25 protein-coding genes and 1 pseudogene are annotated in these 26,315 nt (G+C 70.2%); 6 read left to right on the top strand and 20 right to left on the bottom strand.

Annotated elements, in window-relative coordinates; translation table 11 throughout:
* Nucleotides 1–42 precede the first annotated feature (42 nt).
* The gene (locus O145_RS11085) at nt 43–1,482 is read right to left on the bottom strand and encodes a sugar porter family MFS transporter (protein ID WP_052375035.1); all 1,440 of its coding nucleotides are present in this window, start codon (nt 1,480–1,482) and stop codon (nt 43–45) included.
* Between the two features lie 606 nt (nt 1,483–2,088).
* A complete protein-coding gene (locus O145_RS11080) occupies nt 2,089–2,775 on the bottom strand; it encodes a GntR family transcriptional regulator (RefSeq protein ID WP_043562975.1) in 687 nt (228 codons plus the stop codon).
* A 184-nt stretch (nt 2,776–2,959) separates the two neighbouring features.
* Between O145_RS11080 and O145_RS11075 the strand changes: the two genes are divergently transcribed.
* Genes O145_RS11075 through O145_RS11055 form a run of 5 tightly spaced genes read left to right on the top strand, consistent with a single transcriptional unit; the run spans nt 2,960 to nt 7,730 of the window.
* Nucleotides 2,960–3,970: an ROK family protein gene (locus O145_RS11075; protein ID WP_052375033.1), complete on the top strand. Its 1,011-nt coding sequence runs from the start codon at nt 2,960–2,962 to the stop codon at nt 3,968–3,970.
* 2 nt (nt 3,971–3,972) lie between these two features.
* Entirely contained in the window at nt 3,973–5,331 is a 1,359-nt protein-coding gene (locus O145_RS11070; protein ID WP_043562973.1) for a sugar porter family MFS transporter, read from the top strand.
* On the top strand, nt 5,328–6,128 hold the full coding sequence (locus O145_RS11065; RefSeq protein ID WP_043562971.1) for an alpha/beta fold hydrolase: 801 nt from the start codon (nt 5,328–5,330) through the stop codon (nt 6,126–6,128). The genes O145_RS11070 and O145_RS11065 overlap by 4 nt, the downstream gene beginning before the upstream one ends.
* Nucleotides 6,125–7,048, top strand: a complete 924-nt coding sequence (locus O145_RS11060) for an alpha/beta hydrolase (protein ID WP_052375031.1) — start codon at nt 6,125–6,127, stop codon at nt 7,046–7,048. Before O145_RS11065 ends, O145_RS11060 begins: the two co-directional genes overlap by 4 nt.
* Nucleotides 7,041–7,730 carry an N-acetylmannosamine-6-phosphate 2-epimerase gene (locus O145_RS11055; RefSeq protein ID WP_043562969.1) on the top strand — a complete coding sequence of 230 codons (690 nt, stop codon included), beginning with the start codon at nt 7,041–7,043 and terminating at the stop codon, nt 7,728–7,730. The genes O145_RS11060 and O145_RS11055 overlap by 8 nt, the downstream gene beginning before the upstream one ends.
* A gap of 306 nt (nt 7,731–8,036) precedes the next feature.
* Here O145_RS11055 and O145_RS11050 read toward each other — a convergent pair whose 3' ends face one another.
* The 4 genes from O145_RS11050 to O145_RS11035 all read right to left on the bottom strand — a co-directional run bounded on the left by O145_RS11050 (nt 8,037) and on the right by O145_RS11035 (nt 12,780).
* Nucleotides 8,037–9,011, bottom strand: coding sequence for an ABC transporter substrate-binding protein (locus tag O145_RS11050; protein WP_043562967.1), 975 nt, complete (start codon nt 9,009–9,011; stop codon nt 8,037–8,039).
* A 101-nt stretch (nt 9,012–9,112) separates the two neighbouring features.
* Nucleotides 9,113–10,147, bottom strand: coding sequence for an ABC transporter permease (locus tag O145_RS11045; RefSeq protein WP_052375030.1), 1,035 nt, complete (start codon nt 10,145–10,147; stop codon nt 9,113–9,115).
* The gene (locus O145_RS11040; protein WP_043562965.1) at nt 10,144–11,679 is read right to left on the bottom strand and encodes a sugar ABC transporter ATP-binding protein; all 1,536 of its coding nucleotides are present in this window, start codon (nt 11,677–11,679) and stop codon (nt 10,144–10,146) included. The genes O145_RS11045 and O145_RS11040 overlap by 4 nt, the downstream gene beginning before the upstream one ends.
* Nucleotides 11,680–11,730: 51 nt before the next feature.
* Nucleotides 11,731–12,780 (bottom strand): Gfo/Idh/MocA family protein, encoded by a 1,050-nt coding sequence (locus tag O145_RS11035; protein WP_229118515.1) that lies wholly within the window; start codon nt 12,778–12,780, stop codon nt 11,731–11,733.
* A gap of 350 nt (nt 12,781–13,130) precedes the next feature.
* Between O145_RS11035 and O145_RS11030 the strand changes: the two genes are divergently transcribed.
* The gene (locus tag O145_RS11030; protein ID WP_052375028.1) at nt 13,131–14,174 is read left to right on the top strand and encodes a LacI family DNA-binding transcriptional regulator; all 1,044 of its coding nucleotides are present in this window, start codon (nt 13,131–13,133) and stop codon (nt 14,172–14,174) included.
* A gap of 73 nt (nt 14,175–14,247) precedes the next feature.
* On the opposite strand, the gene O145_RS11025 is transcribed toward O145_RS11030, so the two are convergent.
* The 14 genes and pseudogenes from O145_RS11025 to O145_RS19275 all read right to left on the bottom strand — a co-directional run.
* Nucleotides 14,248–15,105: a carbohydrate deacetylase gene (locus O145_RS11025; protein ID WP_043562963.1), complete on the bottom strand. Its 858-nt coding sequence runs from the start codon at nt 15,103–15,105 to the stop codon at nt 14,248–14,250.
* Nucleotides 15,102–16,511, bottom strand: coding sequence for an MFS transporter (locus O145_RS11020; protein WP_052375027.1), 1,410 nt, complete (start codon nt 16,509–16,511; stop codon nt 15,102–15,104). The genes O145_RS11025 and O145_RS11020 overlap by 4 nt, the downstream gene beginning before the upstream one ends.
* Nucleotides 16,512–16,602: 91 nt before the next feature.
* Nucleotides 16,603–18,888, bottom strand: a complete 2,286-nt coding sequence (locus tag O145_RS11015; RefSeq protein WP_052375025.1) for a UvrD-helicase domain-containing protein — start codon at nt 18,886–18,888, stop codon at nt 16,603–16,605.
* Between the two features lie 3 nt (nt 18,889–18,891).
* Nucleotides 18,892–19,050, bottom strand: a complete 159-nt coding sequence (locus tag O145_RS18240) for a hypothetical protein (RefSeq protein ID WP_156966729.1) — start codon at nt 19,048–19,050, stop codon at nt 18,892–18,894.
* Nucleotides 19,051–19,236: 186 nt separating this feature from the next.
* A complete protein-coding gene (locus O145_RS11010) occupies nt 19,237–19,953 on the bottom strand; it encodes a DNA alkylation repair protein (RefSeq protein WP_043562961.1) in 717 nt (238 codons plus the stop codon).
* Between the two features lie 59 nt (nt 19,954–20,012).
* On the bottom strand, nt 20,013–20,276 hold the full coding sequence (locus O145_RS11005) for a Txe/YoeB family addiction module toxin (RefSeq protein ID WP_043562959.1): 264 nt from the start codon (nt 20,274–20,276) through the stop codon (nt 20,013–20,015).
* Between the two features lies 1 nt (nt 20,277).
* Nucleotides 20,278–20,535 (bottom strand): type II toxin-antitoxin system Phd/YefM family antitoxin, encoded by a 258-nt coding sequence (locus O145_RS11000; RefSeq protein WP_043562958.1) that lies wholly within the window; start codon nt 20,533–20,535, stop codon nt 20,278–20,280.
* A 214-nt stretch (nt 20,536–20,749) separates the two neighbouring features.
* Complete coding sequence (locus O145_RS10995) at nt 20,750–21,265, bottom strand: PIN domain-containing protein (protein WP_043562955.1); 516 nt, start codon at nt 21,263–21,265, stop codon at nt 20,750–20,752.
* Entirely contained in the window at nt 21,262–22,104 is an 843-nt protein-coding gene (locus O145_RS17435) for an ImmA/IrrE family metallo-endopeptidase (RefSeq protein WP_084682556.1), read from the bottom strand. The genes O145_RS10995 and O145_RS17435 overlap by 4 nt, the downstream gene beginning before the upstream one ends.
* On the bottom strand, nt 22,104–22,442 hold the full coding sequence (locus tag O145_RS10985; RefSeq protein ID WP_043562951.1) for a helix-turn-helix domain-containing protein: 339 nt from the start codon (nt 22,440–22,442) through the stop codon (nt 22,104–22,106). Before O145_RS10985 ends, O145_RS17435 begins: the two co-directional genes overlap by 1 nt.
* A 220-nt stretch (nt 22,443–22,662) precedes the next feature.
* Entirely contained in the window at nt 22,663–23,556 is an 894-nt protein-coding gene (gene prmC, locus O145_RS10980) for a peptide chain release factor N(5)-glutamine methyltransferase (protein WP_043562948.1), read from the bottom strand.
* 83 nt (nt 23,557–23,639) lie between these two features.
* Nucleotides 23,640–24,728: a peptide chain release factor 1 gene (prfA, locus tag O145_RS10975; RefSeq protein ID WP_043562946.1), complete on the bottom strand. Its 1,089-nt coding sequence runs from the start codon at nt 24,726–24,728 to the stop codon at nt 23,640–23,642.
* Nucleotides 24,729–24,866: 138 nt separating this feature from the next.
* Entirely contained in the window at nt 24,867–25,079 is a 213-nt protein-coding gene (rpmE, locus tag O145_RS10970) for a 50S ribosomal protein L31 (protein WP_043562944.1), read from the bottom strand.
* Nucleotides 25,080–25,418: 339 nt separating this feature from the next.
* Nucleotides 25,419–26,315, bottom strand: a pseudogene (locus O145_RS19275) (hypothetical protein); the annotation flags it as partial.

The raw sequence follows: 26,315 nt of genomic DNA, 5'->3' as shown, positions 1-26,315 counted from the left end.
GGTGAACAGTGCGGCGGGTGGGTCCGGAGCGGGTGTGCGGGCTCAGCCGATGGCCAGGGGGCCGGGGTCGCGGGCGTCGGAGCCGGAGGCCAGCTCCTCCTCGAGGTACTCCAGGGACTTGCCCTTAGTCTCGGGCAGGTACCTCTGCTCCCAGATGAGGATGAGGAAGTTGAGGAGCGCGAAGATGAAGAAGGTCCTCATACCGATCCTGTCCAGGAGGATCGGGAAGAAGAGGGTGACGAAGGCGTTGGAGACCCACTGGCAGAAGACCGCGATCCCCATGGCCAGCCCGCGCACCCGCAGTGGGAAGATCTCGGCCATCATGAGCCAGAAGACGATGCTGCAGAACATCTGCATGAACCACAGGAAGCAGAGCATGAGCGCGAGGATGAGGTAGCCGCGCCAGGGGGCCTCGGGCAGGAGGGAGGCCAGGCCGAGGAGGATCTGGGAGACGACCAGGCCGCTCATGCCGATGCGCAGCATCATGCGGCGACTCGACCGGCCGATGACGACCAGGCCGACGGCCACGGCGATGACGGAGACGACGCCGTTGGCGATCGTCGCCACGAGCGAGGCCTGCGTGCCCATGCCGGTGCTCATGAGGACCGTCGGGGCGAAGTACATAATGGCGTTGACGCCGGTGAGCTGGATGACGATGCCGAACCCGATGCCGATGAGGGTGATGCGGCGGATCCACGGCGTCCCGAGGTGCTCCCTGGCGTTGGACTGCGCCTCGGCGGTCTTCTTGACGATCTCGGCGATCTCCTCGACCTCGGGGCGGGGGTCGCCGGTGCGCAGCAGCGCGAGGACCTCGAGGGCCTCGGCGCCGCGCCCCCTGCTGACGAGCCAGCGCGGGGACTCGGGCACGAAGTGGACGCCGATCCACAGGGCGGCTGCGGGGATGGCGGCCAGCCCGAGCATGAGGCGCCAGGCGTGCCCGCCCTCGGAGACGAGGCCGATAATGGCGTTGGAGACGTAGGCGATGAGCTGACCGGTGACGATCATGAGCTCATTGCGGGAGACGAGCGGTCCGCGCCGCTCGGCGGGGGCCAGCTCGCCGATGAACATCGGGACCGTGGCCGAGGCGCCGCCGACGGCGAAGCCGAGGATCATGCGGCAGGCGAGCATGATCGGGAGATTCGGCGCCAGGGCGCACCCGAGGGCGCCCAGGAAGAACACGAGGGCCAGCATCATGACGTTGCGGCGGCGCCCGTGCCGATCGGAGAGTCTCCCGCCGATGATCGCCCCGAAGGCCGCGCCGAACAGGAGGGAGGAGGTCACCATGCCCGAGGTGGTCGGCGTGAGGCCGAGGCCTCCTTCGGCAGTCGAACGGGTCATGAAGGGCAGGGCGCCGGAGATGACTCCGGTGTCGTAGCCGAAGGCGAGGGCGCCGAAGGTGATGACGACGGTCGCTATATTGAGTCGGCGCCTGACGGAGTGCAGCCGGACGGCGTCGGGCGGTGGAGAGGGCTGTGCGGTCATTGGTCATCCTCGTTGACGAACGTTGTGAACCGGATTGTCACGTGACAACCTCTGCGACACGCAGTATGCGACGGTCGTGGGACCGGTGTCAAGAGTTTAGTACGGACAAACTCAATCTGGGCGAGGGCGGACGCCACGCCCTGTTGGCAGCGACCGAAGCGAGGAAAGGTTGTAAACACGCCTGTCCATCCGGAACCCGCCGCCATGTGCACGCCGCACCTCATGGCCGCCTCGACTCGCACTCGCGGAATCGACATGGAGAATGGTCGGTACCGGTCCCAATCGGTTGCGCCGAACCGACCGGGGAATTCCGGCCGGCGGGTCCCGGTGATGAGCCCCGCGAACCCGGCTCCGCCGCCCGGGCCGCAGAGCCCGCCCGCCCGGGCGCGCGCCGCAGGGCCCCGCCCCTGCGCCATCTGCGGCCAGCCCATTGACGCTCGCCCGGGCGCGCGCCGCAGGGCCGACCGGCTCCTCGCAGGCCGAGCCATCAAGCGCCGCGGACCCGGCCCGCAACGGGACCGGGCTCGCGGCGCTCACGGAGACGGACGGGCGGCCTCGCCGTCGGACCGGCCCGCCTGGCGAGCCCGATGCGCCCGGGGAGCCCCCTCAGAGCGCCAGCTCATACATGTCTCCGCGGTACAGCGCCACGGTGCGCTCCAGGTTCGGGCCTCCGGCAACCCTAGAGGTGACGACGGTCTGCAGGCAGGGCGCGGTGCGCGCGACCTCGAGCAGCTTCGCCTCCGACTCGGTGGGAAGCCGGGCGGAGACGATAATGCCGGTGCGCTCGATCTCGAGGTGGTAGCGCTGCTCAATGAGCTCGTAGAGAGACCCGGTCAGGTCGTGGCCGAGGAGCTGGGGCAGGGCGGCCGCGTTGAGCACCGCCGTCTCGAAGCCGATGGCGACGTCGTCCCCCAGGCGCACGCGCCGGACCTCAACGACGAATCCGCCCTCACCGACGTCGAAGAAGGCGCGCTCGGCCTCGTCGACCGGCGGACGCAGGGTGGCCGATATCAGGCGGCTGCCGGCCCGGCGCCCCGAGGCCTGGAGGGCCTCGGTGAAGGAGTTCGACACGCGCGTCATCTTGGTCACACGAGGGCGGGCCACGAAGGTCCCCTTGCCGGGCACCCCGTGGAGCAGACCGCTCTCCGTGAGGATCTGCAGGGCGCGCCGCACCGTCATGGTCGACGCGCCGAATCGCTGGGCCAGCTCCTTCTCGGGGGGGATCTGCGCGCCGGGGCCCGCTTCGGCCGCCATGGCGGAGATCGCCTCTCGGATGCGCTCGTACTTGTGCACGTTTCCGTCTCCACTTCATTGGGGTGTTCTCAACAACCCTAGATCAGGTGTACTATTCATGTCGCGCACCCTAGGGTGCTCGAAAACACCATAGGGTGTTATGAAGGGCCGAGGACCGCCCGACGGATGCGCCAGGACCCACCCGGCTCCCGCGCAGAACGACTCGAAGGAGAGTGAGCTTCCCGTGCAATCCCCATCGTCGAGGGACGACGCCGGCGCTGCGAGCAGCGTCGTGGCGCTGGACATCGGCGGAACCAAGATCAATGCCGCACTGGTGCGCATCAGGGGCGGCGACGCGGAGATCGTCGAGACAGCGACGACTCCGACCGTGGCATCCGACGGCCACGGCGGAGTCCTCGCCGCCGCCGTCCGAGTGGCCGAGGAGGTGCTCGCGGCCCATCCCGGCACCTGCCTGGACGCCGTGGGCATGTCCGCCGGCGGCGTCATCGATTCCACCCACGGCGTGGTGACCCACGCCACCGACACCATCCCCGGATGGGCCGGCGCGAATCTGGCCGCACCCTTCGCCGCGGCGTTCGGCGCGCCCTTCTACGCCCTCAACGACGCCCACGCCCACGGCTTGGGCGAGGCGCTCTTCGGCGCCGGGCGAGGACGCGACTCGATGCTGATGGTGGCAGTCGGCACGGGAATCGGCGGCAGCATCGTCACCCACGGCCGTCTGCTGCAGGGCTCGCACGGCGCGGCCGGTCATATCGGCCACATCGGCGTCAGCGAGGCCGAGGGCGTGGAGTGCACCTGCGGGCGCAGCGGCCACCTCGAGGGCCTCGCCTCCGGACCCGGCATCCTGCGCATCGCCGCGGGACTGGGTGCCGATGAGGAGGCCGGCCGGGACGGGCGGAGCCTGGCCTCGGCCGCCGAGCGGGGGGACGCCGCCGCTCAGGAGGCCTACCGCATCGCCGGCTTCGCCACAGGCCGGGTCATCGGGAGCCTGCTCAACACCGTCGACGTCGACCTGGTCGCCCTGGCCGGCGGGGTGACGGAGGCCTACAGCGGATGGCTCGACGCCGTCAGGCAGGGGGTGGCCCACGACGCCATGGACGTCGTCGCCGCCACGCCCCTGACCACCGCGACCCGCGGATCGCAGGCAGCACTGCTCGGCGCTGCCGCCTACGCCCTCATCCACCTGGGGTGGGCGCCCAGCACCGAACGACTCGCAGAACGAACGGGAGACTGACCATGTCCACGACCAAAGCCCACAGCGGGCACGTCATCTGGGCGGCCCTCATTATCGCCCTGGGCGGCCTGCTCTTCGGCTACGACACCGGAGTCATCTCCGGCGCGCTGCCCGCCATGACCGACTACTTCGGCCTGAACTCCCTGACCTCGGGCATCGTCGTCTCCTCCCTGACCGTCGGAGCCGCCGTCGGCGCCATGACCTCCGGGCGCCTGTCCGACAAGTTCGGGCGCCGTCCGATCCTGCTGGTCGCCTCCGCCGTGTTCGTCGGCGGCTCACTGCTGGCGGCCTTCTCCACATCCGTGCCGATCATGGTCGTCTCCCGCGTCATCCTCGGCCTGGCCGTCGGCTGCGCCTCCAGCATCGTCCCGGTGTTCATCTCAGAGCTCGCCCCCGCCGAGTTGCGGGGCCGACTGGTCGGCCTGAACCAGCTCATGATCGTCTCCGGCATCATGTTCGCCTACCTGTCCAACTACGCCCTGGCCGGCATCAGCCAGGACTGGCGCTGGATGATCGGCCTGGCCGTCATCCCCTCCCTGCTGCTGGGCATCGGTGTCCTCAGCCTGGACGAGTCCCCGCGCTGGCTCGCCGTCAACGGCCGCGCCGACGACGCCCGCAGGGTGCTGAAGAAGTTCCGCGCTCCCGAGGAGATCGATCCCGAGCTGGAGGACATCCGCGCCACCAGCAGCCAGGCCGTCGAGTCGGAGGGGTGGAGGGCGCTCCTCGACCCCCGGCTGCGTCACGTCCTCGTCGCCGGCGTCGGCCTGCAGGTCCTCGGCCAGCTGACCGGCGTCAACGCGGTCGTCTACTACGCCCCCTCGATCTTCGAGAGCGCGGGCCTCGGCGCCTCCTCGGCGCTCCTGGCCACCGTGGGCGTGGGCGTCATCAATCTTGTCTTCACCGTCGTCGGCATGGGCCTGGTCGACAGGATCGGCCGCACCGGGCTCCTCGCCGCGGGCGCCGCCGGTCAGGCGGTCTGCCTCGCCGTCTTCGCCTTCCTGCTCATGGGCGGCATCGAGTCCGGCGCGAAGTCCTTCATCGGTGTGGCCTGCATCTTCCTCTACATCGCCGCCGTCGCCGTCGGCCTGGACATCGTCGTCTTCATCATTCCCTCCGAGCTCTACCCTCTGCGTATCCGCGCCACCGCCATGAGCCTCACGACCGGGGTGAACTGGACGCTGAGCTTCATCGTCTCCCTGACCTTCCTCAGCCTCTTCGACGTCCTCGGCGGCGCGGGCACCTTCGGCATCTACGCCGTGGCCACGGCCCTGCTGGCCGTCTTCGCGATCAAGGTCATCCCCGAGACGCGCGGCAAGACGCTCGAGGACATCGAGCGCGAACACGTGCGGAGGGACGCATGACCGCCGGCGCGGGGATCGCCTGCACCCGTACCGTCCGGGCGGGGTCCGCGCAGCTCTTCCTCAGCCACGGGGTCACCGACAACGCCGCCTCCCTGGCCGCCGAGCACCGGCGCTGGCAGGACCTCTACGACGTGACGTCGGTGGACGCGCGCGGTCACGGCCTGTCCGCCCGTTTCACGCCCGCCCAGCTGGCCGATCCGGTCGCCGTCATGGTCGAGGACCTCATCGCCCTCGTCGAGGACCGCGGCCACGAGGCCCCCTGCATCCTGATCGGCCACTCGATGGGGGGAGCGGTCTCAGCCGCTGCCGCAGCGGCCCGCCCCGACCTCGTCGATGCCGTCATCCTGGAGGAGCCCGCCTGGCTCTCCGATGAGCAGGCGGCCTCCTACCGGGCGGGGGCCCCGGCCCTGGCCGACCGCATGGCGCGGATCTGCGACGACCCCGGCCGCGCCCTGACGGAGAACCGCGAGGCGTACCCCGCGTGGGACCTGGAGGAGGCCTGCGCCTGGCTGCAGGGCAAGGTCCAGGTCGATCGCGACTTCGTGCGCACCGGCGAGGTGTCTGTCCGCACCTCCTGGACCGGGGTCGCCGCGGCCCTGACGGTACCGACCCTGCTGGTCACCTCCGACGGGGGCGACGTGCTGATCGGCGCCGACGGGCTGGAGACGGTCCGCCTCCTGGGCAACCCGGTGATCCGCACGGCCGTGGTTCCGGGCGCCTCGCACTGCGTGCGCCGCGACCGGGCCGAGGGGTTCCACGCGGTGTGCGACCCCTTCCTGGAGGAGGCGGCGTCATGACGCTGGAACCTGCTCGTCTGCTCGACCCCGAGGTGGCTGCGGCGGTGGGCGGCGTCCCCCCGCAGACCACCTGGGATCCGCAGACCATGCGAGCGGCCGGTGCGGCGATCCTCGGCCACGAGACTCCTGCTCCCGAGGGCGTGAGGCGCACGGTGCGCACCGCCCCGAGCGGGGGCGCGGACCTGGAACTGAGGCTCCACACCCCGGCCGCGGGCGCGAACGCGGTGATCCTGTCCATCCACGGCGGCGGCTTCGTGGCGGGGCAGGCCGCGTACGACGACGACTGGAACGCCCTGCTGGCGCTGCGCACCGGGGCCGTCGTGGTCAGCCCGAACTACCGGCTCCCTCCCGAGCACCCCTACCCCGCGCCTCTCGAGGACTGCGTGGCGGCGTGGCGGTGGATCCTGGCGCGGCACCCCGACGCGGTGCGCATCGTCTACGGGGACTCCGCCGGGGGGAACCTGGCCGCGGGGCTCGCCCTTCACTGCCGCGACTGCGCCGAGACGATGCCCGACCGGGTGTTCCTCATCGAGCCGGTCCTCGACGACCGCCTGGACACGCCCTCCATGCGCGACGCCGCCGACACGGCCGTATGGGACCTGAAGAACGCCACCGCCTCCTGGGCGGCCTACCTCGGGGGCGCGCAGGCCGACACCCACGCGGCCCCGGCCAGGGAGACCGACCTGACGGGATTCCCGCCGACCTTCCTGCTGGCGAACCAGTGCGATCCGCTCATGGACGAGGACCTCGCCTTCGCGCGGGCCCTCACCGAGGCCGGCGTCCCCACGGAGGCGCTCCTGCTTCCCGGGACGTGCCACGGGGTCCTCGGCCTGGACGGGCCCGCCATCGCCGAGCGCGCGAGAGAATTCGTTCTGAGCCGACTCGCATCCTCAACGACAGGGGAGATGTCCCATGAGTGACCCGATCGAGGCGCTCCGCGGCGGGCTGGTCGTCTCCTGCCAGGCGTATCCCGGTGAGCCGATGCTCCACCCGGAGACCATGGTCCAGGTAGCCCAGTCGGTGGTCGGCGGCGGCGCCGCGGGAGTCCGGCTGAAGGGCCTGGAGGACCTGCGCCTGGCCCGGCCGCTGCTGGACGTGCCGATCATCGGCCTGGTGAAAACCGGTCACGAGGACGTCTACATCACGCCCATGCTGAAGGACGCGCTGGCCGTGGCCGGGACCGGGTGCGACATCGTGGCCGTCGACGGCACGCGCCGTCCCCGCCCTGACGGGCGCACCCTGGCCGAGACCCTCGCCGAGCTGAAGCGCCAGTTCCCGAGGGTCACCGTCATGGCGGACTGCGGATCGCTGGAGGACGGTCTGGCCGCCCTGGACGCCGGCGCCGACGTGATCGGCACGACCCTGGCCGGCTACACCGGTGAACGGCCGGCCACGGACGGCCCGGACCTGGACCTTATCGAGGAGCTGGCCGGACGCGCCGAGGCTCCCATCGTGGCGGAGGGCCGTATCCACGACGCCGCCGCGGCCGCCGCCGCCTTCCAGCGCGGCGCGACGGCGGTGACGGTGGGCACGGCCATCACGCACCCGGCATCGATCACCCGCTGGTTCCGCAAGGGGATCGCGCAGGAGCTGAAGCGCTGACGGGCGAGGAGGCGCCGCCGGGGGAACGGAGGCCCGCTCGTCGCGGCGAGGCCCTCACGGGTGATTCCAACGAGGCGCGACCCGGCTCACGCCTCCCCCTCGCCGAGATCGGTAGAAACCCGCGTCGCCCCCGCGCCCTCGTCCCCAGCCCACTGGCGGGGGACGAGGGCGCGAGGCCTCTGCAGGCGTCGGGGCCCGCGCGCAGAGGGTGGAAGGGCGACGGGAGCACCGCAGCCGGCGGCAGCCGCCGGGCCCATGACCTCTCCGAGACCGCCGTCGGGCGGGGAGAGGGCCCCTCAGGACCCGTCACTCGTAGACGGCCTTCTGAATGTTCTCGTCCTTCATGTTGGTCGTGTCGTACCAGTAGTAGCCGGAGTCGATGAACGTCTCGACGGTCTCGCCCTTGATGACCTTGTCGGCCGCGACGACGGCCTGGTAGCCCATCTCGTAGGGGTTCTGCGTGACGGAGCCGGCGATGGTGCCGGCGGTGATGAGGTCCATCTGCGGCTTGCCGGAGTCGAAGCCGACGATCTTGACCGTCTTGGTCATGCCGGCGGTCTCCGTCGCCTGCGCGGCGGCGACGGCGCCGTCGTCGTCCGTGGCGAAGATCCCGGCGAGGTCCGGATTCGCCTGGAGGATTGCGGCGGCCTGCTGCTGGGCGACGGCCTGGTCGGAGTTGTTGTACTGCACGTCGACGATCTGGATGCCGGGCGCGTTCTTGGCGACCCAGTCGCGGAAGCCCTGCTCGCGGTCCTGCCCGGTCACCGAGGTCTGCGAGTGGCAGATGATCGCGACCTTCCCCTTGGCGCCGATGAGCCCGGACAGGTGGCTCGCGGCCTCGCCGGCGGCGGCCGCGTTGTCCGTGGCGACGGTTGTCTTCGGGATGTCCGAGCCCGGAACGCCGGAGTCGAAGGCGACGACCGGGATCGAGGCGTCCGTGAACTGCTGGAGCACGGTGCCCTGCGAGTCCGAGTCGAGCGCGGCGAAGACGAGCGCCGACGGCTGCTTGACCAGGGCCTGCTGAAGCTGGTCGTTCTGGCGCGGGACGTCGGTCTCGGTGTCGGGACCGTTGAAGGTGATGCTGTATCCGAGATCGGCGCCCGCGGCCTCCGCGCCCGCCTTGACGGCGGCCCAGAAGGGGCTGGCGTAGCCCTTGGCGACAACGGCGATGGTCCCGCCGCCACCGCCGCCGGCGGTACCGCCCGAACCGCCGCAGGCGGTCAGACCGGTCATCGACAGCGCCAGCGCCGCCACGAGACCGAGAGCCTTCTTGAACCTCATTGTTCGTTCTCCTTGTGTCAGTTGTGTCATGGTCCAGGACTCTCCGGGACCGGTGGGGGTGATGAATCGGTTGTGAGCGGGTCTCCGCCTGACGGCGGGGCTCAGCTCTTCTGGCGTCGGGCGTCCAGGTACACCGCGCCGAGGACGACAATGCCCAGGAGGACCTTCTGCCACTGGTCGGGGATGCCCATGAGCACGGCGCCGTTGCGGATCGTGGCGATGACGATGGCGCCGACGACCGAGCCGAAGACCGAGGCCCGGCCGCCCTGCAGCGAGGCCCCGCCCAGGACCGCCGCGGCGATGGCGTACATCTCGTAGGACTGGCCGACGTCGGGCTTGCCCGACGCCAGGCGCGAGGCCATGAGGACGCCCGCGAGACCGGTGAAGGTGCCGCCGAGCGTGTAGACGAGCATCTTCCACTTCTTGACGTTCACGCCGGACAGGCGGGTGGCCTCCTCGTTGGAGCCGATCGCGAGCGCGTAGCGGCCGATGAGGGTGCGGTTGAGGAGGTAGGCCGCGATGACGGCCACGATCGCAATGAGGTAGAGCGCGTTCGTGACCCCGAGCGTGCGGCCCTGGCCGAGCCTGAGGAAGGCCGTGAACTCCGAGAGCGGAATGGCGGAGGTTCCGGAGATGACCAGGGCCATGCCCCAGGCGATGAGCATCATGGCCAGCGTGGCGATCATGGGCTGCATGCGCAGATAGGCGACGAGGATGCCGTTGACGGTCCCCATCAGGGCCCCGGCGAGCAGGCCCACGGCCACGCCGATGAGGATGACCAGCGCCATGCCCATTCCGGCCCCGGCGGCCCACTTCATGGCCACGGCCAGGCAGACGCCCGTGAAGGCGATGCCGAATCCCGGTGTCAGGTCGATGCCTCCGGTGGCGATGACGAAGGTCAGGCCCAGGGCGAGCAGGACGTAGACGGAGGCGTCCAGGAGCAGCGCCGAGAAGTTGGCGACCTGCAGGAAGTACGGGCTGGCGATCGCGAAGCCGGCGATGAGGATCAGCTCGGAGACCACCACCAGCACCTGGGAGCCGTGCCGGGTGAGGAAGCTCGATCGGTCTCCCTTCTTCTTCTGGCCGCGGAGCGCTTTCTTCTCCGCATCGGGGGCGGTTGCTTTCACGGTGCTCACGCTGACTCCTTCGTCGTCGCGGGGACCTGGCCTGTGGCCAGCGCCATGATTGAGTTCTGGGTGGCGTCCTCGTTGTTGAGGACGCCGGTGACGCGGCCCTCCCACATGACGACAATGCGCTGGGAGAGGCGCAGGACCTCGGGGATCTCCGAGGAGATGACAATGATCGACTTGCCCTGGGCCGCCAGACTGTTGAGCAGGTCGTAGATCTCGTCCTTGGCTCCGACGTCGATGCCCCGCGTGGGCTCGTCGAAGATGAGGATGTCGCAGTCACGGGCCAGCCACTTTCCGATGACGACCTTCTGCTGGTTGCCGCCCGAGAGGTTCTTGGTGTTCTGCCACTTCGAGGGCGTCTTGACCCGGAGCCGCCCGATATAGGTGTCGGTGGTTCCGGCGGCCCTCGAGTCGTCCACGATGATGCCACGCGCCCACGACCGGTAGGAGGGCAGGGCGGTGTTCTCGACCAGGCTCTTGTCGAGCAGGAGGCCGTAGCGCTTCCTGTCCTCCGACAGGTAGGCGACGGAGTGCCGCACCGCGTCCTCCGGGGACTTGATGCGGACCTCCTTGCCGTCGATCTCGACCCGACCGCCCGTGCTGGGATCGGCACCGATGAGCGCTCGGGCCGCCTCCGTCCGGCCGGCGCCCACCAGGCCGGCGAATCCGAGGATCTCGCCCTTGCGCAGGTCGAAGCTGACGTCCCTCAGGAGGTCCTTCGTGCTCAGGCCCTCGACCTTGAGCCGGATCGGCGCCCGCGGGTCCAGCGGCTCCGGACGGATGTCCGTGGCGATCTTGCGCCCCACCATCTTCTCGATAATGTCGTCGATCGTCATCTCCTCCGCGGGACTCGTGGAGATCCACCGGCCATCGCGCATGACGGTGATGGTGTTCGAGACCCGTTTGATCTCGTTCATGCGGTGCGAGATGTAGACGATCGCCGTCCGGTCGCTGATGAAGTCCTTCATCACGCGGAACAGCGCCTCGGTCTCGCGCTCGGTGAGCGCGGCCGTGGGCTCGTCCATAATGAGGATCTTGGCGTCGAAGGACAGGGCCTTGGCGATCTCGACCATCTGCTGCGTCGCGACGGTCAGGTCCCCCACCTTCGCGTCCGGCTTCAGGCTCAGCCCCACCCGCTCCAGGAGGGCCCTGGTCTCCTCGCGCATCTTCCTGGGCGACAGGTTGAACCGCGTTCCCAAGAACTGCTCGCGCCCGAAGAAGATGTTCTGCTCGACCGTGAGGTCGGGCATGAGGTTGAGCTCCTGATGAATGATGGAGATCCCCTTGGACTGCGCGTCCAGGGGCCCGTTGATCACGGTCTCCTCTCCGCCGAGCCGGATCACACCGGCGTCGGGCCTGTAGATGCCCCCCAGGACCTTCATGAGCGTGGACTTGCCCGCTCCGTTCTCGCCGACCAGCGAGTGGACCTCACCGGGGCGGAGCGTGAACCGCACGTCGTCGAGGGCCAGCACCCCGGGGAATCTTTTCGTGATCCCGTGCGCCTCAAGCAGAGGCGCCGCCGAGCCGTCAGTCGTCATGTCCCGCACTCTCCTTTCCGTGTTGGTAGTGGTTCCGGCAGTGGTTGGTGATCAGTGGCCACGGATCTCGGCGACCCTGACGGGCCGCCCCTCCTCGCGGGAGACGCCGAGGGCGAGTGCGACGCGGAGGGCCTCCAGGGCGTCGTCGACGGTGCAGGGGCTCTCGCGCCGCCCCGCGACGACATCGACGAAGGCGGCCAGCTCGGCCTCGTAACAGGCCTTGAAGCGGGCGATGAAGTCGTCCCACGGGGCCTCGTCGGGGAAGCTCGCGCCGGGCTCGACGCTCACGAGAGGCGCCTTGGGCTCCAGCCCGACGGCGGCGTTGCCCCTGGTGCCGGCGACCTCCATGCGGACGTCGTAGCCCTGGCCGTTGTTCCGCGAGGTCTGCGCGGTGGCCAGGGCCCCGTCGTCGAGCCTGAGGACGGCGACCGCCTCGTCGACGTCGCCGTGCGCCGCGAAGTAGTCCGCTCCGCGGACCGAGCCGAAGGCGAAGACCTCCTCGACCTCGCGGCCGGTCACCCAGCGCAGGATGTCGATGTCGTGGATGAGGCAGTCGCGCCAGATGCCGCCGGAGGATGCCACGAACTGCTCGGGCGGGGGCGTCTGGTCGCAGGTCAGGACGTGCAGCCGGTGGACCTCGCCGAGCTCGCCGGAGCGCACCCGGCGCCGGGCCTCGGCGTAGCCGGGGTCGAAGCGGCGCTGGAAGCCGATCTGGGAGACGACGCCGGCCTCGTGGACGGCCTCGATGCAGCGCTCGGTTCCGGCGAGGTCGGCCGCGACGGGCTTCTCGCAGAAGAAGGGCAGTCCCGCCCCCGCGGCGCGGATGATGAGCTCCTCATGGGTCGTCGTCGGGGTGGCGATGACGACCCCGTCGACACGGTCCGGGCTCTCCAGGGCCTCCTCGACGGTCGCGGCGACGACGGGCGCGCCGCAAGCGGGCTCCAGGTCGTGCGCGACCCGAGCCGCGCGCTCGGCGTCCATGTCGCACACGACGAGCTCCACGGCGGGATTGGCCGCGAGGGCCGCGGCATGGCCGACGCCGATCCGCCCGACGCCGAGCAGTGCGATCCGAATGAGAGGGGTACTCCCACGAGTGGTCATCTGGACCTCCTTCGGGCCAGCGGAGAGAACGAGTCAGCACGTGCTATTGACACGTGCTAATACTTCTAGGGGATTCGTTATCCTTAATGAGTTGGGGGTCGCGCCTCGTCGCGCCTCATCGCCCGACGAGCGAGACGGATGCTACACCGCGACAACTTGTCATGACAAGCGCTATGAGAACGGATCGACTCGAACGGCGCCGGCCTCCCCCGGCCCGCCCGTCGTCGGCCCCCGCCGCGCCCTCCCGGGCGGTTGTCCGTTAGAGTTCCCGATGTGAAGGATCCTGCCCGGGTGACGGCGCAGGTCGAGCCTCCGGCCGTCCCATCGTCCCCATCCCACTGGGAGGTGCCATGTCCGGCCGTCGTCGCTACGCCACCCAGGCGGACATCGCCGCACTGGCCGGCGTCTCACGGGCCACCGTCTCGCTGGCCATCAAGGGCTCGCCCCACGTCTCCTCCGAGAAGCGGGAGCGGGTGCTCGCGGCCGCGGAGTCCCTCGGGTACGTCAACAACGCCATCGCCTCCGCGCTGGCCGGCAACCGCTCGCGGCTCCTCATCGGGCTGCTCGTCCAGTCGCTGTCGAATCCGGTCTTCACCGACGTCCACGAGGCCATCGAGGCGGTGCTCGGCCCGAGCGGGCACAGCGCCCTCATCATGTGCGGCGGCGTCGAGAAGGGCGTCGAGGACGCGGCCCTGAGGACTCTCACGTCCTTGAGGCCGGACGGGATCATGCTGGCCGGATACTCCGGATCGACGTCCTCGCTGTACCGGGCCGTCCAGGCCGTCCCCGTCGTCTCCATCACCCGCGAGATCGTCCCGCCGCCGAGCACGCGGGAGGACCGCACCGGACGCAGGCCGGTGATCCGCAGCGTCGTCAACGACGACCGCGGAGGGGCCGCGCTCGCCACCGAGCACATCCTCTCGCTGGGGCACACCCGGGTGGTCCACATCCGCCTCCCCCGCCCCCTGCCCTATGAGGAGCGCGTCCGCGGATACAGGGAGGTCATGAAGGCCGGCGCCCTTCCGCCGCGCTCGGTGCCGGCGCCGATCACCGTCGAGGGCGCCATGCGCGTGGCTCGCCAGGAGCTCAGCCGGACCCCGCCTCCGACAGCCTTCTTCTGCGGCAACGACGTGCAGGCGCTCGGCGTGCTGGACGCGGTCGCCGACCTGGGCCTGGTCGCGGGGCGGGAGGTCTCCGTCGTCGGCTACGACAACACCTCGATCGGAGCACGCGCGGGCCTGACCTCGGTCGACCAGCACGCCCGCGCCCTGGGCACGATCGCCGCGCGGGCGATGCTCCGGGCCCTGGGCCGGGCCGACGTCGAGGAGCCGGGCACTCCCCCGGCGCCCGTGCTGGTGCAGCGCGCCTCGTCGGCTCCCCCGACGACAACCTGACCGGGCGCGGTGGCGCCGGAACGCGGCGCCGGGGCGGGCGCAGGATCTGCACGGTACCCGCACGACGGCGCGGCTACCAGTGGGCGACGACCTCGATGCCCTCCCGCTCCAGGGCCTCGTGCCACGCGGGGTCGCGCAGCAGCCGCGCCTCCCACACGCGCTTGTCCCATTCAGCACCGAAGCGCCGGCGGGCCCACGGCGTGTCCGCCCCCGGGTGGGCGAAGATCTCCGAGGTGCCCTCGGGCAGCGCGGGCAGCAGGCCCGTGTAGAAGTCGCGCAGGGACTCGTAGGCGCCGATCCCGGCAGCCGGGCGCGGGTCGGTGAGAATCATCTGCGGCAGGGCGACGCCGAAGGCGTCCGCGGCCTCGACCGCCCGCCGGTGGGCCCGGGCCAGGGCAACGGGGACCTCGCCGCCGAGCAGGGCGGCGTCGAGGGCGCGGGGCAGGCGGAGGGCCAGGTGGCGCTCGGCGCAGACGGCCAGCACCGGGACCGGCCCCGCCCCGCCGTGCAGGCCGTAGACGGTGCCCGAGTGGGAGTCGATGCGGTCCGCGGCCAGCCCGAAGTCCCCCAACCGGGCGAGCTGGGCGGCGACCTCCGCGGCGATGGCCTTGGGGGTGGCGCGCGCCTCGGCGACGGCCGGGTCGGCCGGCAGGTTGCCGTCGGGGTCGGCGAGGGCCGTCCCCTCCGGCGACAGCGGCGCCCACGGCTCACGGCCCCGGTCGGAGCTGGTGGCGAGGTGGAGCCCGATGCCGAGCTCGCGCTGCTCACGCAGGGACGCCAGCCCGGGAGCGACCCGGCCAAGGTGCTCCGAGACCGCCAGCACGGTGGTGGCCGAGGCGCAGCCGTCGCGGAGCAGGCCGCGGACCACCTCGGCGCTGGCCGGGTCGTAGCCGTAGTCATCGGCGGTGACCACCACGCGGCGGGTGCTCACAAGCGGCTCTCCTCATCCGTGCTCTTCTCGCCCGCCCTCTCCTCGCGCGTGTCGGCAGCCGGGGTGTCGGCGGGCACCTGGATGAACCGTGAGATCACCACGCCGATCATCAGCAGGCCGAAGGGGTACAGGGACATGTAGACCCGCCAGGCGAGCCCCGCCCGCGGTCCCGGGTCGGCGCCGGAGTGGTAGCCGAAGAACCATCCTAGGGACAGCAGTGCGACCGAGACGGGGACGGCGCTGAGCCGGCCGAGGACCCCGAAGGCGGACAGGAAGACTCCCTCGCGGTGGATGCCGGTGCCGGCGGCGTCGTGGTCGAGGATGCGGGCGAAGATCAGGTCGTTCGTGGCCAGCATGCCGGAGTACCCGAAGCCGACGCACAGGCCGGCGGCAATGGCTGTGGCCAGGTTGCCGGCCAGGAACAGGGGCAGGAAGGACACGGCCGCCACGGGCAGAGCGAGCCTCCAGGTCCGTGCGGCGCCGCGCCGTCGCACGATCACGGTCCACACGGCCAGGAAGCCGATCGAGCCCAGGATGACGGTGATCTGCAGGACCGTGGCCTGCAGGGCGCCGCCCCCCAGCGAGTGGTCGACGTAGAGCTGCAGGCCGCCGAGCACCAGCGACATGGCGGCGCCGTAGCAGGCCGAGACGACTCCCACCGTCCAGAAGTAGCGGTTGGTGATGATCTCGATGATCGAGGCGATGAACCGGGGACGCGTCTCCTCCACGACGTCCGGGTTCTCGTGGATGCCCAGGGCCATGAAGATAATGATGGCGCTGGCAACCGCGCCGTAGATGACCGCCAGCAGCTCGTACCCGCGGGTCGGGTCGGTGCACTGGGGGCTGGAGACGTCGCAGCCCAGGACCTTGCGGGCCAGCAGGGGCGTCAGGCCCAGGGAGATGATCATGGCGACCAGCTGCAGGCCCTGCCGCAGGGAGTTCGCCAGGGCGCGACGGCGCTCGGCGGGGAAGAGCTCGGGAAGCAGGGCGCCGTAGCTGGCGTTGATCAGGGAGTCCGAGGCCTCCGAGAGGATCGCGAAGGTGGCGAACCAGGCCACCAGCATGCCCGTCTTGCGGGCCACGACGGCGTCGGGGACCCAGAACAGGGCGATCATCGAGCCCAGCAGCAGCAGGGCGCCGACGACCAGGTAGGGGCGCCGCCGCCCCCAGCGGCTGCGGGTGCGGTCCGAGATGTAGCCGAAGACCGGGTTGTCGACGGCGTCGATCACGCCGTAGACGGCATACACCCCGGCGTAGGCCGCGGCGTCCATTCCCAGGACCGAGACGTAGAAGTAGAGCATCGACCCCTTGATGACGTTGATGGGGATCGAGGTGCCGAACATGCCGATGGCGTAGCGCCACGGCGGGGTGCTGCGGTGCGGGGCGGGAGCTGGGGTGGTCTCCATGGGATGTCCTTCGGGGCCTCCTCACCGGGACCGCGGTGTGTGGTGGGAGGATCGTCGGGGTGGCTGGGATCCGGTGGTCCCTCGTGCCGCCCTATCGTGCCACCGACGGCCTTCTCGAAGCCACTTTCCGCGCCGCGGGCATGACCGCGAGCACGTCGCGCGCCCGCGTGGCCGCCACGTACAGCAGCGAGCGCTCACGAAGCCGCCAGTCCGCGAGCGCCGTCTCGTCGAGGGGCTCGCGGTAGCGGCGCCGGGGGTCGAGGAGCGTGTTGACGTCGAGCAGGAGCACGTGCGTGAACTCCAGGCCCTTGGCGCGGTGCATGGTCATCACCAGCGGCCTGCCGGGCTTGACCTCCTCACGGTCCACGACCTGCACCTCCAGGCCCTGCTTGCCCAGCGCGGCGGCCGCCTGGTCGCGCTGGCGCTTATCGGGCACGAGGACGGCGATCGTCTCGGGGGCGAGGGCCCGGACGCCTCCGGCAGCCGTCCCATCGGCGTCGTCGGAGGCCGGCAGCCAGCTGCGCACGACCGCGGCGACTCGCTGCATCTGCTCGCGCGGCGAGCCCGCGGGGATGAGGAGCGGCACCGGCCCGGAGCGTGAGGAGCGGTAGGGGTGCTTCTCGACCAGTCCCTCCAGGTCGGTGAAGGAGCCGCCCTCGAGCACGTTCACGGCCCAGGCCAGGTTCTGCGCGGTGGTCCGGTAGTTGAGCGTCAGGCGGCGGGCCCGCCCGCGGATCTCGATCCCGTAGTGGGACAGGGTCACCTTCTGGCCGTAGATGCGCTGGTGGGAGTCCTCGCACAGGAAGAGGTCGTCGGGTCCCTGGGCGACCAGCGCACGCAGCAGCTGGAAGTGCGCGGGGGTGAGGTCCTGGGACTCGTCGACGATCACGTGGTCGAAGAGGTGCTGACCTGTCCGCTCAAGCCACGAGGCTGCGATCGCCGCCTTCTCCGCGAAGCTGGTCCCCCCTTCCGCACGGCCGGCGGACCGGTAGGCCGCGATCACCTTCCAGATCGCCATCCGCCTGGCCCGGCTGAGGGATATTCCCCGGCCCTGACGCCGCACGCTCAGGTACTGGGACTCGGTGGTGACCCGGTAGGGCAGGATGACGGTCTCGTACTCGGCCTCGAAGAAGGCCGTGGTGGCGATCTCGGCGGGAAGGATCCGTCCGGCCTCGTCAATGGCCTGGTCCCAGCTGACGCCGGAGGACTTCAGCGGGTCCTCCCGGGAGTGTCCGAGCACGTCCTTGACGGCGTCGGCAATACCGGAGCGAGCCCGTTTCATTATGGCCCAGACGAGCTGGTCGATGCCGCTGACGTAGACGCCGGGCCGGCCGAGCCGCTTTACCGTCTGCGCACCGGAGAGCTGATGGACCTGGGAGGCCAGGTCGTCGGCCAGGTTACGGGTGTAGGTGGTCAGCAGCACGCGCGCACGGGGGTTCGCCCGGGCCAGGTTGCGGGCGCGGTGGACGGCGACGACGGTCTTGCCGGTGCCCGCGCCCCCGGACAGGCGGAAGGAGCCGTTACGGGACTTCTCAGCGTACTCGCGCTGCTGGGGGTGGAGGAATATACGCCATGCGCCGAAGTCCCCGCTATCAATAATCCGGCGCAGCTCGTCATTGTCCTCGACCTTGTAGAAGGTCATGCGGGCGGCGGGCAGGTTCAGGCCGGCGAGGAACTTCTCGTCCTCCGTGCCCTCGATGACGGCACCCTGGTCGAGGGCGAGGTCGCTGCGCACCTGCTCCAGCGACTTCCCGGTGGCCAGATCCAGGAGCGCGTCAGCCTGCCAGGCCACGCTCGCAGACACAATAATGTCCTCCAGAGCGTCCTCGGTGGGCGCGGCGAGCGCACGGGCGGCGAGCTCCTCGTCCACACCGAGACGGTCGTGGATGATCTGCACGGTCAGGCCCGGCTCCCAGCCGGGGGCCTTCCCCATGACGTTCGCACTCTGCACCGGGATACCCTCAGGAGCCGGGAAGGCAAAGGACCTGCCGGGCGCCTCGGCTGGGGCGCCGGCGACCGGGGCGTCCTCGGCGAGCGCCTCGACGGCATCGGTAATGCGGTGGATCTCGGGGACCCCGTTGACGGGGTTCGTGTCCAGGCGGGTGGTGCGCGCTATCTTAATGGCCTTGTCGTGCGGCCAGATACCGTAGAACCCGTAGACGGGCCCGAAGCTGCTGTCCACCTTGAACAGGACGGCCCGGAAATTGCGGTCCACCCTGCCCGTGCGCACCCGGGGGTCGATAGCGGACTGAATGGGCTCAATGTGCAGGCCGGGAAGGGTGTCATCGGCCCTGAGCTTCTCCAGGAAGGTGTAGGCCTTCTTGTTGAGGGACGAGTCCATGCCGTCCTTGACGTTGATCATCACCAGAGTGGGCACGTCTCACTCCTCATCCAGACGGACGTACGCCGACATGGCTGCCACCGCAATGATGACGGGCAGGATCTCGTCGAGCAGGCGAGTGGTCCTGCGCAGGACGGCCTGAAACCGGAGTCTCATCTCCCGATGCTGGGAGGACCCGGCGGGGGCGGTCAGGCTCATGGGAGCATCCTCGCACGTTCCGCCCCCATGGGCTCAGCGGCAGGAGCCCCGCCGCCGGAGAATCTCGCCGTCGCCCCGGGAAAGAGGAGCGGGGCCGGCGGTGCGAGGCCGGATGCTACGGACGCGCACCGGGGGCGGAGACTCTCCGGGCCGGCGACAGGTCTTCGGCCCTCACAGGGCCCCGGCTCACAGGTGCTTGAGCGCCTCGCGCCGACTCAGTGGGGACAGGCGCGGGTGGTTCGTAACGAAGGTGCGCACCCAAGCGCCGTCGGTGCGGGCGTAGTCCCGCAGCGCCCAGCCGATCGCCTTGCGGATGAAGAACTCGCCGTCGTCCTGGTTGGCCTCGATGACGTCCCCGAGCAGGGACGTATCGGTGCGCTCCTTGTGCTGAAGCTGGCAGATGATCGAGCTGCGGCGGACCCACAGGTCCGCATCAGTCGCCCAGGCGCGCATCCGGGCGGCAGCGGCGGGATGCGCCCGCACCACGAGGCCGACGGCGTGCGAGGCCTCGTCCACCAGGTCCCACCACTGCCCGGTGCGCAGCAGATGCTCGTACAGGGCGAGGGACTCGATGCGCTCGGCATGCTGCGCGGAGTGCCTGGAGCGGATGATGGCGAGCACCGCGAACCGCTCCTCCCGGTGCCCGGCCGTGTCCCACACCCGGCGCAGCGCGGCCTCCCAGCCGGTGGCGTCGCGCCACAGGCAGGGGTGGGAGGCGGCGACCGCCTGGGCGATGCGGCGGGTGCGGGGGACGCCGACGCCGTACATCTCCATGGCCGACTTGAGGTAGCGGCGCTGCTGCTCGGCCCGCGCGGGGTCGCCGGCCGCGTCCAGCGCCTCGCGCAGGTCGCGGACGAGGGCGCCCGCCTCCTTGGCGAGCCGAGCATCTGCCAGTGGGGTCACGTCAGTACCATACGCTGTCAAGCTCACCGGCCGCGCCTGGCCGGTGAGCGCCGGCCGGGTCAGTCGCCGTAGTGGTGGCGGCAGGAGGCGATGAGGATGGCGCCATCGCCATCGATGCGGTAGACGAGGCGGTGCTCATCGGTGATGCGCCGCGACCAGTAGCCGGTCAGCTGATATCGCAGAGCCTCCGGCTTGCCGATCCCCTCGTGCCCGGAGCGCTGGATGTCGCGCAGGAGCAGGTTGACGCGCCTGAGCACCTTGCGGTCATGGACCTGCCACCACAAGTACTCCTCCCACGCCTGATCGGACCAGATGAGCGTCATCTCAGTCCAGTTCGATAAGCTCGTGGATGGCGCCATGGCCGGCCTCCAGTGAGGCGATCGACTCCAGCAGGCGCTTGGCGTTGGCGGGGTTGCGCAGGAGGTAGTCGGTCTCCTTGAGGGACTGGTACTCCGCCAGCGAGACGATCACCGCCGGCTCGCGCCCGGCCCGGGTGATGACAACCTCCTCGCAGTCATCGACGACGGAGTCCAGCACCTCGGCATAACGGGCACGGGACTCGCTGTAACTCATGGTCTTCATGCTGGCCGACCCCCTCAGGCAAAACGTACAGGAAAGTGTACGCCACGTTCTGGGCATGGCAGCGAAACTTCCCCGGCCGATCACGGCGAGGGCGGCACCGGAGGCTGCCAGCGGGCCGGGCGTGCGGGCGCCCGGCACACCGAGCCATGCAAGGCGCACCGCCGCAACGACCGCCTAGGTCCTCGCCGATCACAGACCGAGCCAGGCCAGAGGATCACCGGCCTTCCCACAGCCGCCTTGCGAGAAGCCCGGTCTTGTCGATGGGCTCAAGGCCGTCATCAAGGTCGCGCATCCTGCCGTAGAGACGGCGCAGCTCTCCGCGATCTGCAATCAGTCCTCGCGTGACTGCAGCTTCCAGGATCGTCACGGTACGGACCAGCGACAGCGTACCAACCATGGGGTCCCGTTCCCGAATACGTTCCAATCGCTGCGCTTCCGCATCAGCCAGACGAGCCCCATCCCCATCGTCGATCACGATGACGACATCAGTGCCGCCTTCGACAAGAATAACAGCGTGAGCGATCACCATGATTTCTCCGAGGTCCTTGAAACGACGAACTCGCTTCTGAAAGGGCATCCCCGTCGTGCGTTCGACGACGGCACTGAGACTATCGGTGCAGTCGTCTTCCCGAATGGTGAGCCAACGGCTTCCCCGCAGTTTCCGCAGAACGCCTGCAGCGGCGAAGAAGGTGAGGATGGGGCCCGCGTCTAGGATGACGGGCAAGGTCATGCCCCATCCTCGTCTTCAAGAAGCGCGTCAAGATCGGCAAGATCGAGTGATGGAGCGGGAAGGCTCTCAGGCACCGCCCAAGCGGGCTCCGCAGATGGCGGATGCACCCCGGCGTGCGTCAACTCGCCCAGGACTTCCTCAGTCGGCAGTCCGCGGAGCGCAGACAGCCTCTGCAGAGAGACCACGCCCCGCCGATAGCCCTCAACGGCCCTGGCAAGGAGCCGGCGCGGTGGGCGCGTGCGTCTGGACTCACCTTGGAGCGCGGCGTAGTAGTCGCCCCACCCGTGACGCGTAGCCAGGTCCGGTGTCCAGATCTGCATCCACACCTTCTTGAGGTCATCGGCAATGGCTCCGGCCTCACTCAGTGCGATAGCGGCAATAGCGGGGGAGACAAGGAACTTGCGCACAACAAGTGAGAGATCCGCTTCACTCCAAGCACCGTTGTGGTCTTTCATGATTTGCAGGATCGCAGAGCGAGGAACAAGAAGGTGTCGTGCGAAAGCGTCGGCGAGCCGCTCTGGCACCGGCCGTCGGCCTCCTTTACCCTCCCTCAGCACGAGGCCACCATCGCAATGGACAACATGGCTGAGCTCGTGCGCGAGAGTGCTTCGTTGGCGCATAGGATGCCGGCTGGCGGCGACGGCGATGAAGGTCACCCCGCGCAGGGGGTCGGTCATCGTCAGGCCATGCTCCTCAGAAGGGGCCTCGACAATGGCAACATCATAGCCTGTAGTCTCCTCGACAATGCCGACGAGGTCCCCTAATGGCCCCTCCCCCAATCCGTACTGCTCGCGGAAGCGCTCCGCCGCCTGGCGCCCGCGGTCCTGAGTACTGATCATCAGCAGGCCCTTGGAATGGCCTGATCCGCCAGATAGGCATCGAGTTCGAGGTAGCCGATGAGTGTTCGGCGCATCTCCTCCATCGCTGCACCGTCGACCGCGCGCGCGGCCATAAGGCAGCGGTCTGCCACGGTACCGCGACCGGTGAGGCTGGCCAGCGGCACACCGGTCACCTGGGCCAGGAGAATCAGCTCGGGCAGGGTCGGCGCCCGTTGGCCGCTGAGGATCCGCGAGAGAGTGGGTTGGGAGATCCCGGTCAGCTCCGCGGCCTTCCGCTGGGAGAAGCCCGCCTGGTCCAAGGCTCGGGCGACACTGATAGGAACAGTCGGAGCCGTCATGACACACCTCCTGAATCACTGACTGCCTCAGTGATTCAGTATAGGCGCATACATCCCGCCGATCCATGAGGGTCGTCACAACAGATGCTCTATCGCTGTCACGCGGTGACGACGGCGAGCACCTCACGTGCACGGGTCGCGCCACACGAAGCAGCGAGCGCTCGCGCAGGAGCCGATCGGCGGCCGCGGGCTCCTTCACGACTATGCACAACGCGCGCTATCAGGGGCGGTCGGAGCCCGGCGCCCCCGATACGCGCACCGCACGCAAATAGCGGTCGCGGCCCGTGAGGTCCTGTCCGGTGAGCGCCGCCTCGAACCCGACGGCGACCGCAGTCTGCCGCAGTGCCCCTCCCTGTCCGGCGTCGTGCTCCATGACGAGGACGCCGCCGGGGCGCAGGAGGGCGGCTGCACGGCCGACGACGGCGCGCGGCACGGCCAGTCCGTCCTCCCCCCCGCCGAACAGGGCCGCCTCCGGGTCATACCTCTGGGTCTCAAGGTCCTCGACCGCGCCGGCGGGCACGTACGGCGGATTGGAGACGACGACGTCGACCCGGCCGTCCAGGTCGCGCAGCACCCGCGGGTCTACGGCATCGCCGCACACCACCTCCACCCGTCCGGGAGCCAGGCTCGCGCAGTTTTCCCGAGCCAGAGCCGCGGCCGTCTCGTCAATCTCGACGGCGACCAGGCGCGCCTGGGGGACCTCGTGGGCGAGCGCCACCGCGATTGCGCCCGAGCCCGCGCACAGGTCGACGGCGAGCGGGGCGCCGTCGTCGTCGGTCATCCGCCGGGCGGCCTCGACAGCGGCCTCCGCCACCACCTCGGTCTCGGGGCGGACGATGAACACACCCGGTCGGCTCGCCAGCTCCAGGCCCCGGAACCACATGACGCCCAGAATGTGCTGGAGCGGCTCACGTGCGGCGCGGCGCGCAACGAGCAAGCGGTAGGCGGACGGGAAGTCGGAGTCGGCGCCGTCGGCCAGAAGCAGCGGAGCGCCCAGCAGGTGCTCGGCGAGCAGTCGGGCGTCGTTCTCCGGCGAGGCGACGCCCGCGTCCGCAAGACGCGCTGCGGCAGCCCGCACCTCGCCGCGCAGCGCATAGCGGTCAAGGTGACTCATGGGACACATGGGACACATGGGGCTCTGCACCGATCTCGACGCGGAACTCGACCGATCTCGGCGAAGTGCGGCGGGGGCGGGCGTCACTTCTCGCCGATCGCGGCGAGGCGCTCGGCCCCGTCCATCTCGATCGCACTGGAGATGATTGGCCCGAGGTCGCCGTCGAGCACGGAGTCCAGGTTGTAGGCCTTGTAGCCGGTACGGTGGTCGGCGATGCGGTTCTCGGGGAAGTTGTAGGTGCGGATGCGCTCGCTCCTGTCCACGGTGCGCACCTGGGAGCGGCGGGCATCGGCCTCCTCGGCGGCCGCGGCGGCGGCGCGCTCGGCGAGCAGGCGCGCGCGCAGCACGCGCATGGCCGCCTCCTTGTTCTGCAGCTGGGACTTCTCGTTCTGCATGGACACGACGATGCCGGTGGGCAGGTGGGTGATGCGCACGGCCGAGTCAGTGGTGTTGACGGACTGCCCGCCCGGCCCGGAGGAGCGGAAGACGTCGATGCGCAGGTCTGCGGCGTCGATCTCGAGCTCGCCGGGGTCGTCGGCCTCGGGCATGACGAGCACGCCGACGGCGGAGGTGTGGATGCGGCCCTGGCTCTCGGTGACGGGCACGCGCTGGACGCGGTGCACGCCGCCCTCGTACTTCAGGTGCGCCCACACCCCCTCCTGGGGCTCCGCCGTGCCGCGGGCCTTAATGGCCAGGCGCACGTCCTTGTACCCGCCGAGGTCGGACTCGGCGGCGTCCAGGATCTCCACGGCCCACCCCATGCGCTCGGCGTAGCGGGCGTACATGCGGGCCAGGTCGGAGGCGAACAGCGCCGACTCCTCGCCGCCCTCACCCGCCTTGACCTCGATAATGACGTCGCGGGCGTCGTCGGGGTCGCGGGGCACCAGCACCTCGCGCAGCCGGTCGGCGGCCGCGGCCTCGGCCTCGGCCAGCCCAGGAAGCTCGGCGGCGAAGTCGGCGTCGTCGACGGCGAGCTCACGGGCGTCGGCGAGGTCCTCCGAGGCGGTCCGCCAGGCGCGGTGAGCGGTCATGACCCGTCCGAGCTCGGCGTAGCGGCGGCCCAGGCGGCGCATGGCGCCGGGGTCGGAGGCGACGGCCGGGTCGGCCATGTCCCGCTCCAGGTCGGCGTACTCGGCGAGCAGCGGCTCGACGGCGGAGAAGTCCTCGCTCATGGTGTCCTCGGAGCCTCGGGATGGACGGGGGGCGCGGTATCTGGAACCGATCTCGATGCGGAACTGAACCGATCTCGGCCAGACGCGACGACGCCGACGGGGCTCGTTCGGAGCGCCCGTCGGCGTCGTGCAGGCCGGCTACTTCTTGCGCTTGCCGTAGCGGGCCTCGAAGCGGGCCACACGACCGCCGGTGTCAAGAATCTTCTGCTTGCCCGTGTAGAACGGGTGGCAGGCCGAGCACACGTCCACGCGGATCTCCCCGGAGGTGACGGTGGAGCGGGTCTCGAAGGTGTTGCCGCACGTGCACGTGACAGTGGTGGGCACGTAGTCGGGGTGAATCCCCTGCTTCATGGTATCTCCTAGCATTCAGAGGGTCCCGGGTCCCGCATGAGGGTGCGGGTGAACCGGAGGCCGGGAGCGATTGTGCCACCGGCTCCTCGGGCGCACAATGAGACGACGGCGGTGGCCGCGTGATTCAGCGCACCCGGGCGTCCTCCGCACTGTCGCACGGACCGATCTCGACGCGGAACCGAACCGATCTCGAGCCGGAAGTGAACCGGTCTCGGCGAAAGGACTGCGGCGTCGACCGGCCGGGCCCGGGAGGACCGTGATGGTCCTCCCGGGCCCGGGAATCGGTTCAGCCGCAGTCGGTGAAGCGGGTCAGCTGCCCGTCAGCCTCGCGGCTCCGCCTCAGGCGCGACGACGCCTGATACGAAGAGCGGCGGCCCCCGCACCAACGAGGAGCACCGAGGTGAGGCCGAAGATCAGGGCGCTCGTGCCCGTGTGGGCCAGCTCGGGGCTTCCCATCGGGGCGGCGGCCTCGGCGGGCTCAGCGGCCTTCGCCGGCTCGGCGGCTGCAACCGGCTCGGCAACCGCGCCCGGCTCGGCGGGCTCGGCGGCTGCGACCGGCTCGGCGGATCCGGCGGCCTCAGCCGACTCAGAAGCCGCTGCGACCCCAGTCATGGCGGCCGGTTCACCGGCCGCAGTCCCTGACGCCGCGCCACCGCACGCCGCCTTCTCGTGGCACTCCGCCATCACGTTCGCAGAGCCCTCGAAGTCCCAGTCGTACTGGACGACCTTATCGCCGTTCTCGTTGACAATGACGAAGTCGTAGCCTCGAGCCAGGGTCCCGACGTTCGCAGTCATGAGGTACTGGAGCACACGGATGTCCCCCGCCTCGCCCGACAGCGGCAGCTCGCCAATGAGCTCCCCGTCATCCCAGACCTGGAGCGTGTAGGAGCCGTCAACATTGATCTTGACCGTGATCGTCAGGAGGCAGCCGTCGCGGGTGACGCCGAGAATCTCAGCGTTGTGGAGCAGGGAGGGGGCAATGCGGGCCTGGCCGCTGATGTCGATCAGCTCCCCGTCCTTGGGGTCGGCGGCCGCGGGTGCAGCGGCAGCCACCGGCTCGGGTGCTGCGGGTGCAGAGGTCGCCACGGGCTCGGGTGCTGCGGCAGCCTTGGGCTCGGGTGTGGCGGCGGCCTTGGGCTCGGCCGCAGGCGCAGGCTCGGCAGGCTCGGCCTCGGGCGCAGGCTCGGCGGCCTCGGCAGGCGCCTCGGGCGCGGGCGCAGGCGCAGGCTCGGCAGG

The organism is Actinomyces israelii DSM 43320 (assembly GCF_000711965.1).
GTDB lineage: Bacteria > Actinomycetota > Actinomycetes > Actinomycetales > Actinomycetaceae > Actinomyces > Actinomyces israelii.
The sequence above is the reverse complement of the archived record's forward strand: the minus strand, read 5'-3'. Positions and strand labels throughout refer to the sequence as shown.

Coding starts and splice junctions, on each gene's coding strand:
- O145_RS11085 (WP_052375035.1), bottom strand. CDS start 1,482: ATGACCGCACAGCCCTCTCCACCGCCCGACGCCGTCCGGCTGCACTCC.
- O145_RS11070 (WP_043562973.1), top strand. CDS start 3,973: ATGTCCACGACCAAAGCCCACAGCGGGCACGTCATCTGGGCGGCCCTC.
- O145_RS11065 (WP_043562971.1), top strand. CDS start 5,328: ATGACCGCCGGCGCGGGGATCGCCTGCACCCGTACCGTCCGGGCGGGG.
- O145_RS11060 (WP_052375031.1), top strand. CDS start 6,125: ATGACGCTGGAACCTGCTCGTCTGCTCGACCCCGAGGTGGCTGCGGCG.
- O145_RS11055 (WP_043562969.1), top strand. CDS start 7,041: ATGAGTGACCCGATCGAGGCGCTCCGCGGCGGGCTGGTCGTCTCCTGC.
- O145_RS11050 (WP_043562967.1), bottom strand. CDS start 9,011: ATGAGGTTCAAGAAGGCTCTCGGTCTCGTGGCGGCGCTGGCGCTGTCG.
- O145_RS11040 (WP_043562965.1), bottom strand. CDS start 11,679: ATGACGACTGACGGCTCGGCGGCGCCTCTGCTTGAGGCGCACGGGATC.
- O145_RS11035 (WP_229118515.1), bottom strand. CDS start 12,780: ATGACCACTCGTGGGAGTACCCCTCTCATTCGGATCGCACTGCTCGGC.
- O145_RS11030 (WP_052375028.1), top strand. CDS start 13,131: ATGTCCGGCCGTCGTCGCTACGCCACCCAGGCGGACATCGCCGCACTG.
- O145_RS11020 (WP_052375027.1), bottom strand. CDS start 16,511: ATGGAGACCACCCCAGCTCCCGCCCCGCACCGCAGCACCCCGCCGTGG.
- O145_RS18240 (WP_156966729.1), bottom strand. CDS start 19,050: ATGAGCCTGACCGCCCCCGCCGGGTCCTCCCAGCATCGGGAGATGAGA.
- O145_RS11005 (WP_043562959.1), bottom strand. CDS start 20,276: ATGACGCTCATCTGGTCCGATCAGGCGTGGGAGGAGTACTTGTGGTGG.
- O145_RS11000 (WP_043562958.1), bottom strand. CDS start 20,535: ATGAAGACCATGAGTTACAGCGAGTCCCGTGCCCGTTATGCCGAGGTG.
- O145_RS10995 (WP_043562955.1), bottom strand. CDS start 21,265: ATGACCTTGCCCGTCATCCTAGACGCGGGCCCCATCCTCACCTTCTTC.
- O145_RS17435 (WP_084682556.1), bottom strand. CDS start 22,104: ATGATCAGTACTCAGGACCGCGGGCGCCAGGCGGCGGAGCGCTTCCGC.
- O145_RS10985 (WP_043562951.1), bottom strand. CDS start 22,442: ATGACGGCTCCGACTGTTCCTATCAGTGTCGCCCGAGCCTTGGACCAG.
- prmC (WP_043562948.1), bottom strand. CDS start 23,556: ATGAGTCACCTTGACCGCTATGCGCTGCGCGGCGAGGTGCGGGCTGCC.
- prfA (WP_043562946.1), bottom strand. CDS start 24,728: ATGAGCGAGGACTTCTCCGCCGTCGAGCCGCTGCTCGCCGAGTACGCC.
- rpmE (WP_043562944.1), bottom strand. CDS start 25,079: ATGAAGCAGGGGATTCACCCCGACTACGTGCCCACCACTGTCACGTGC.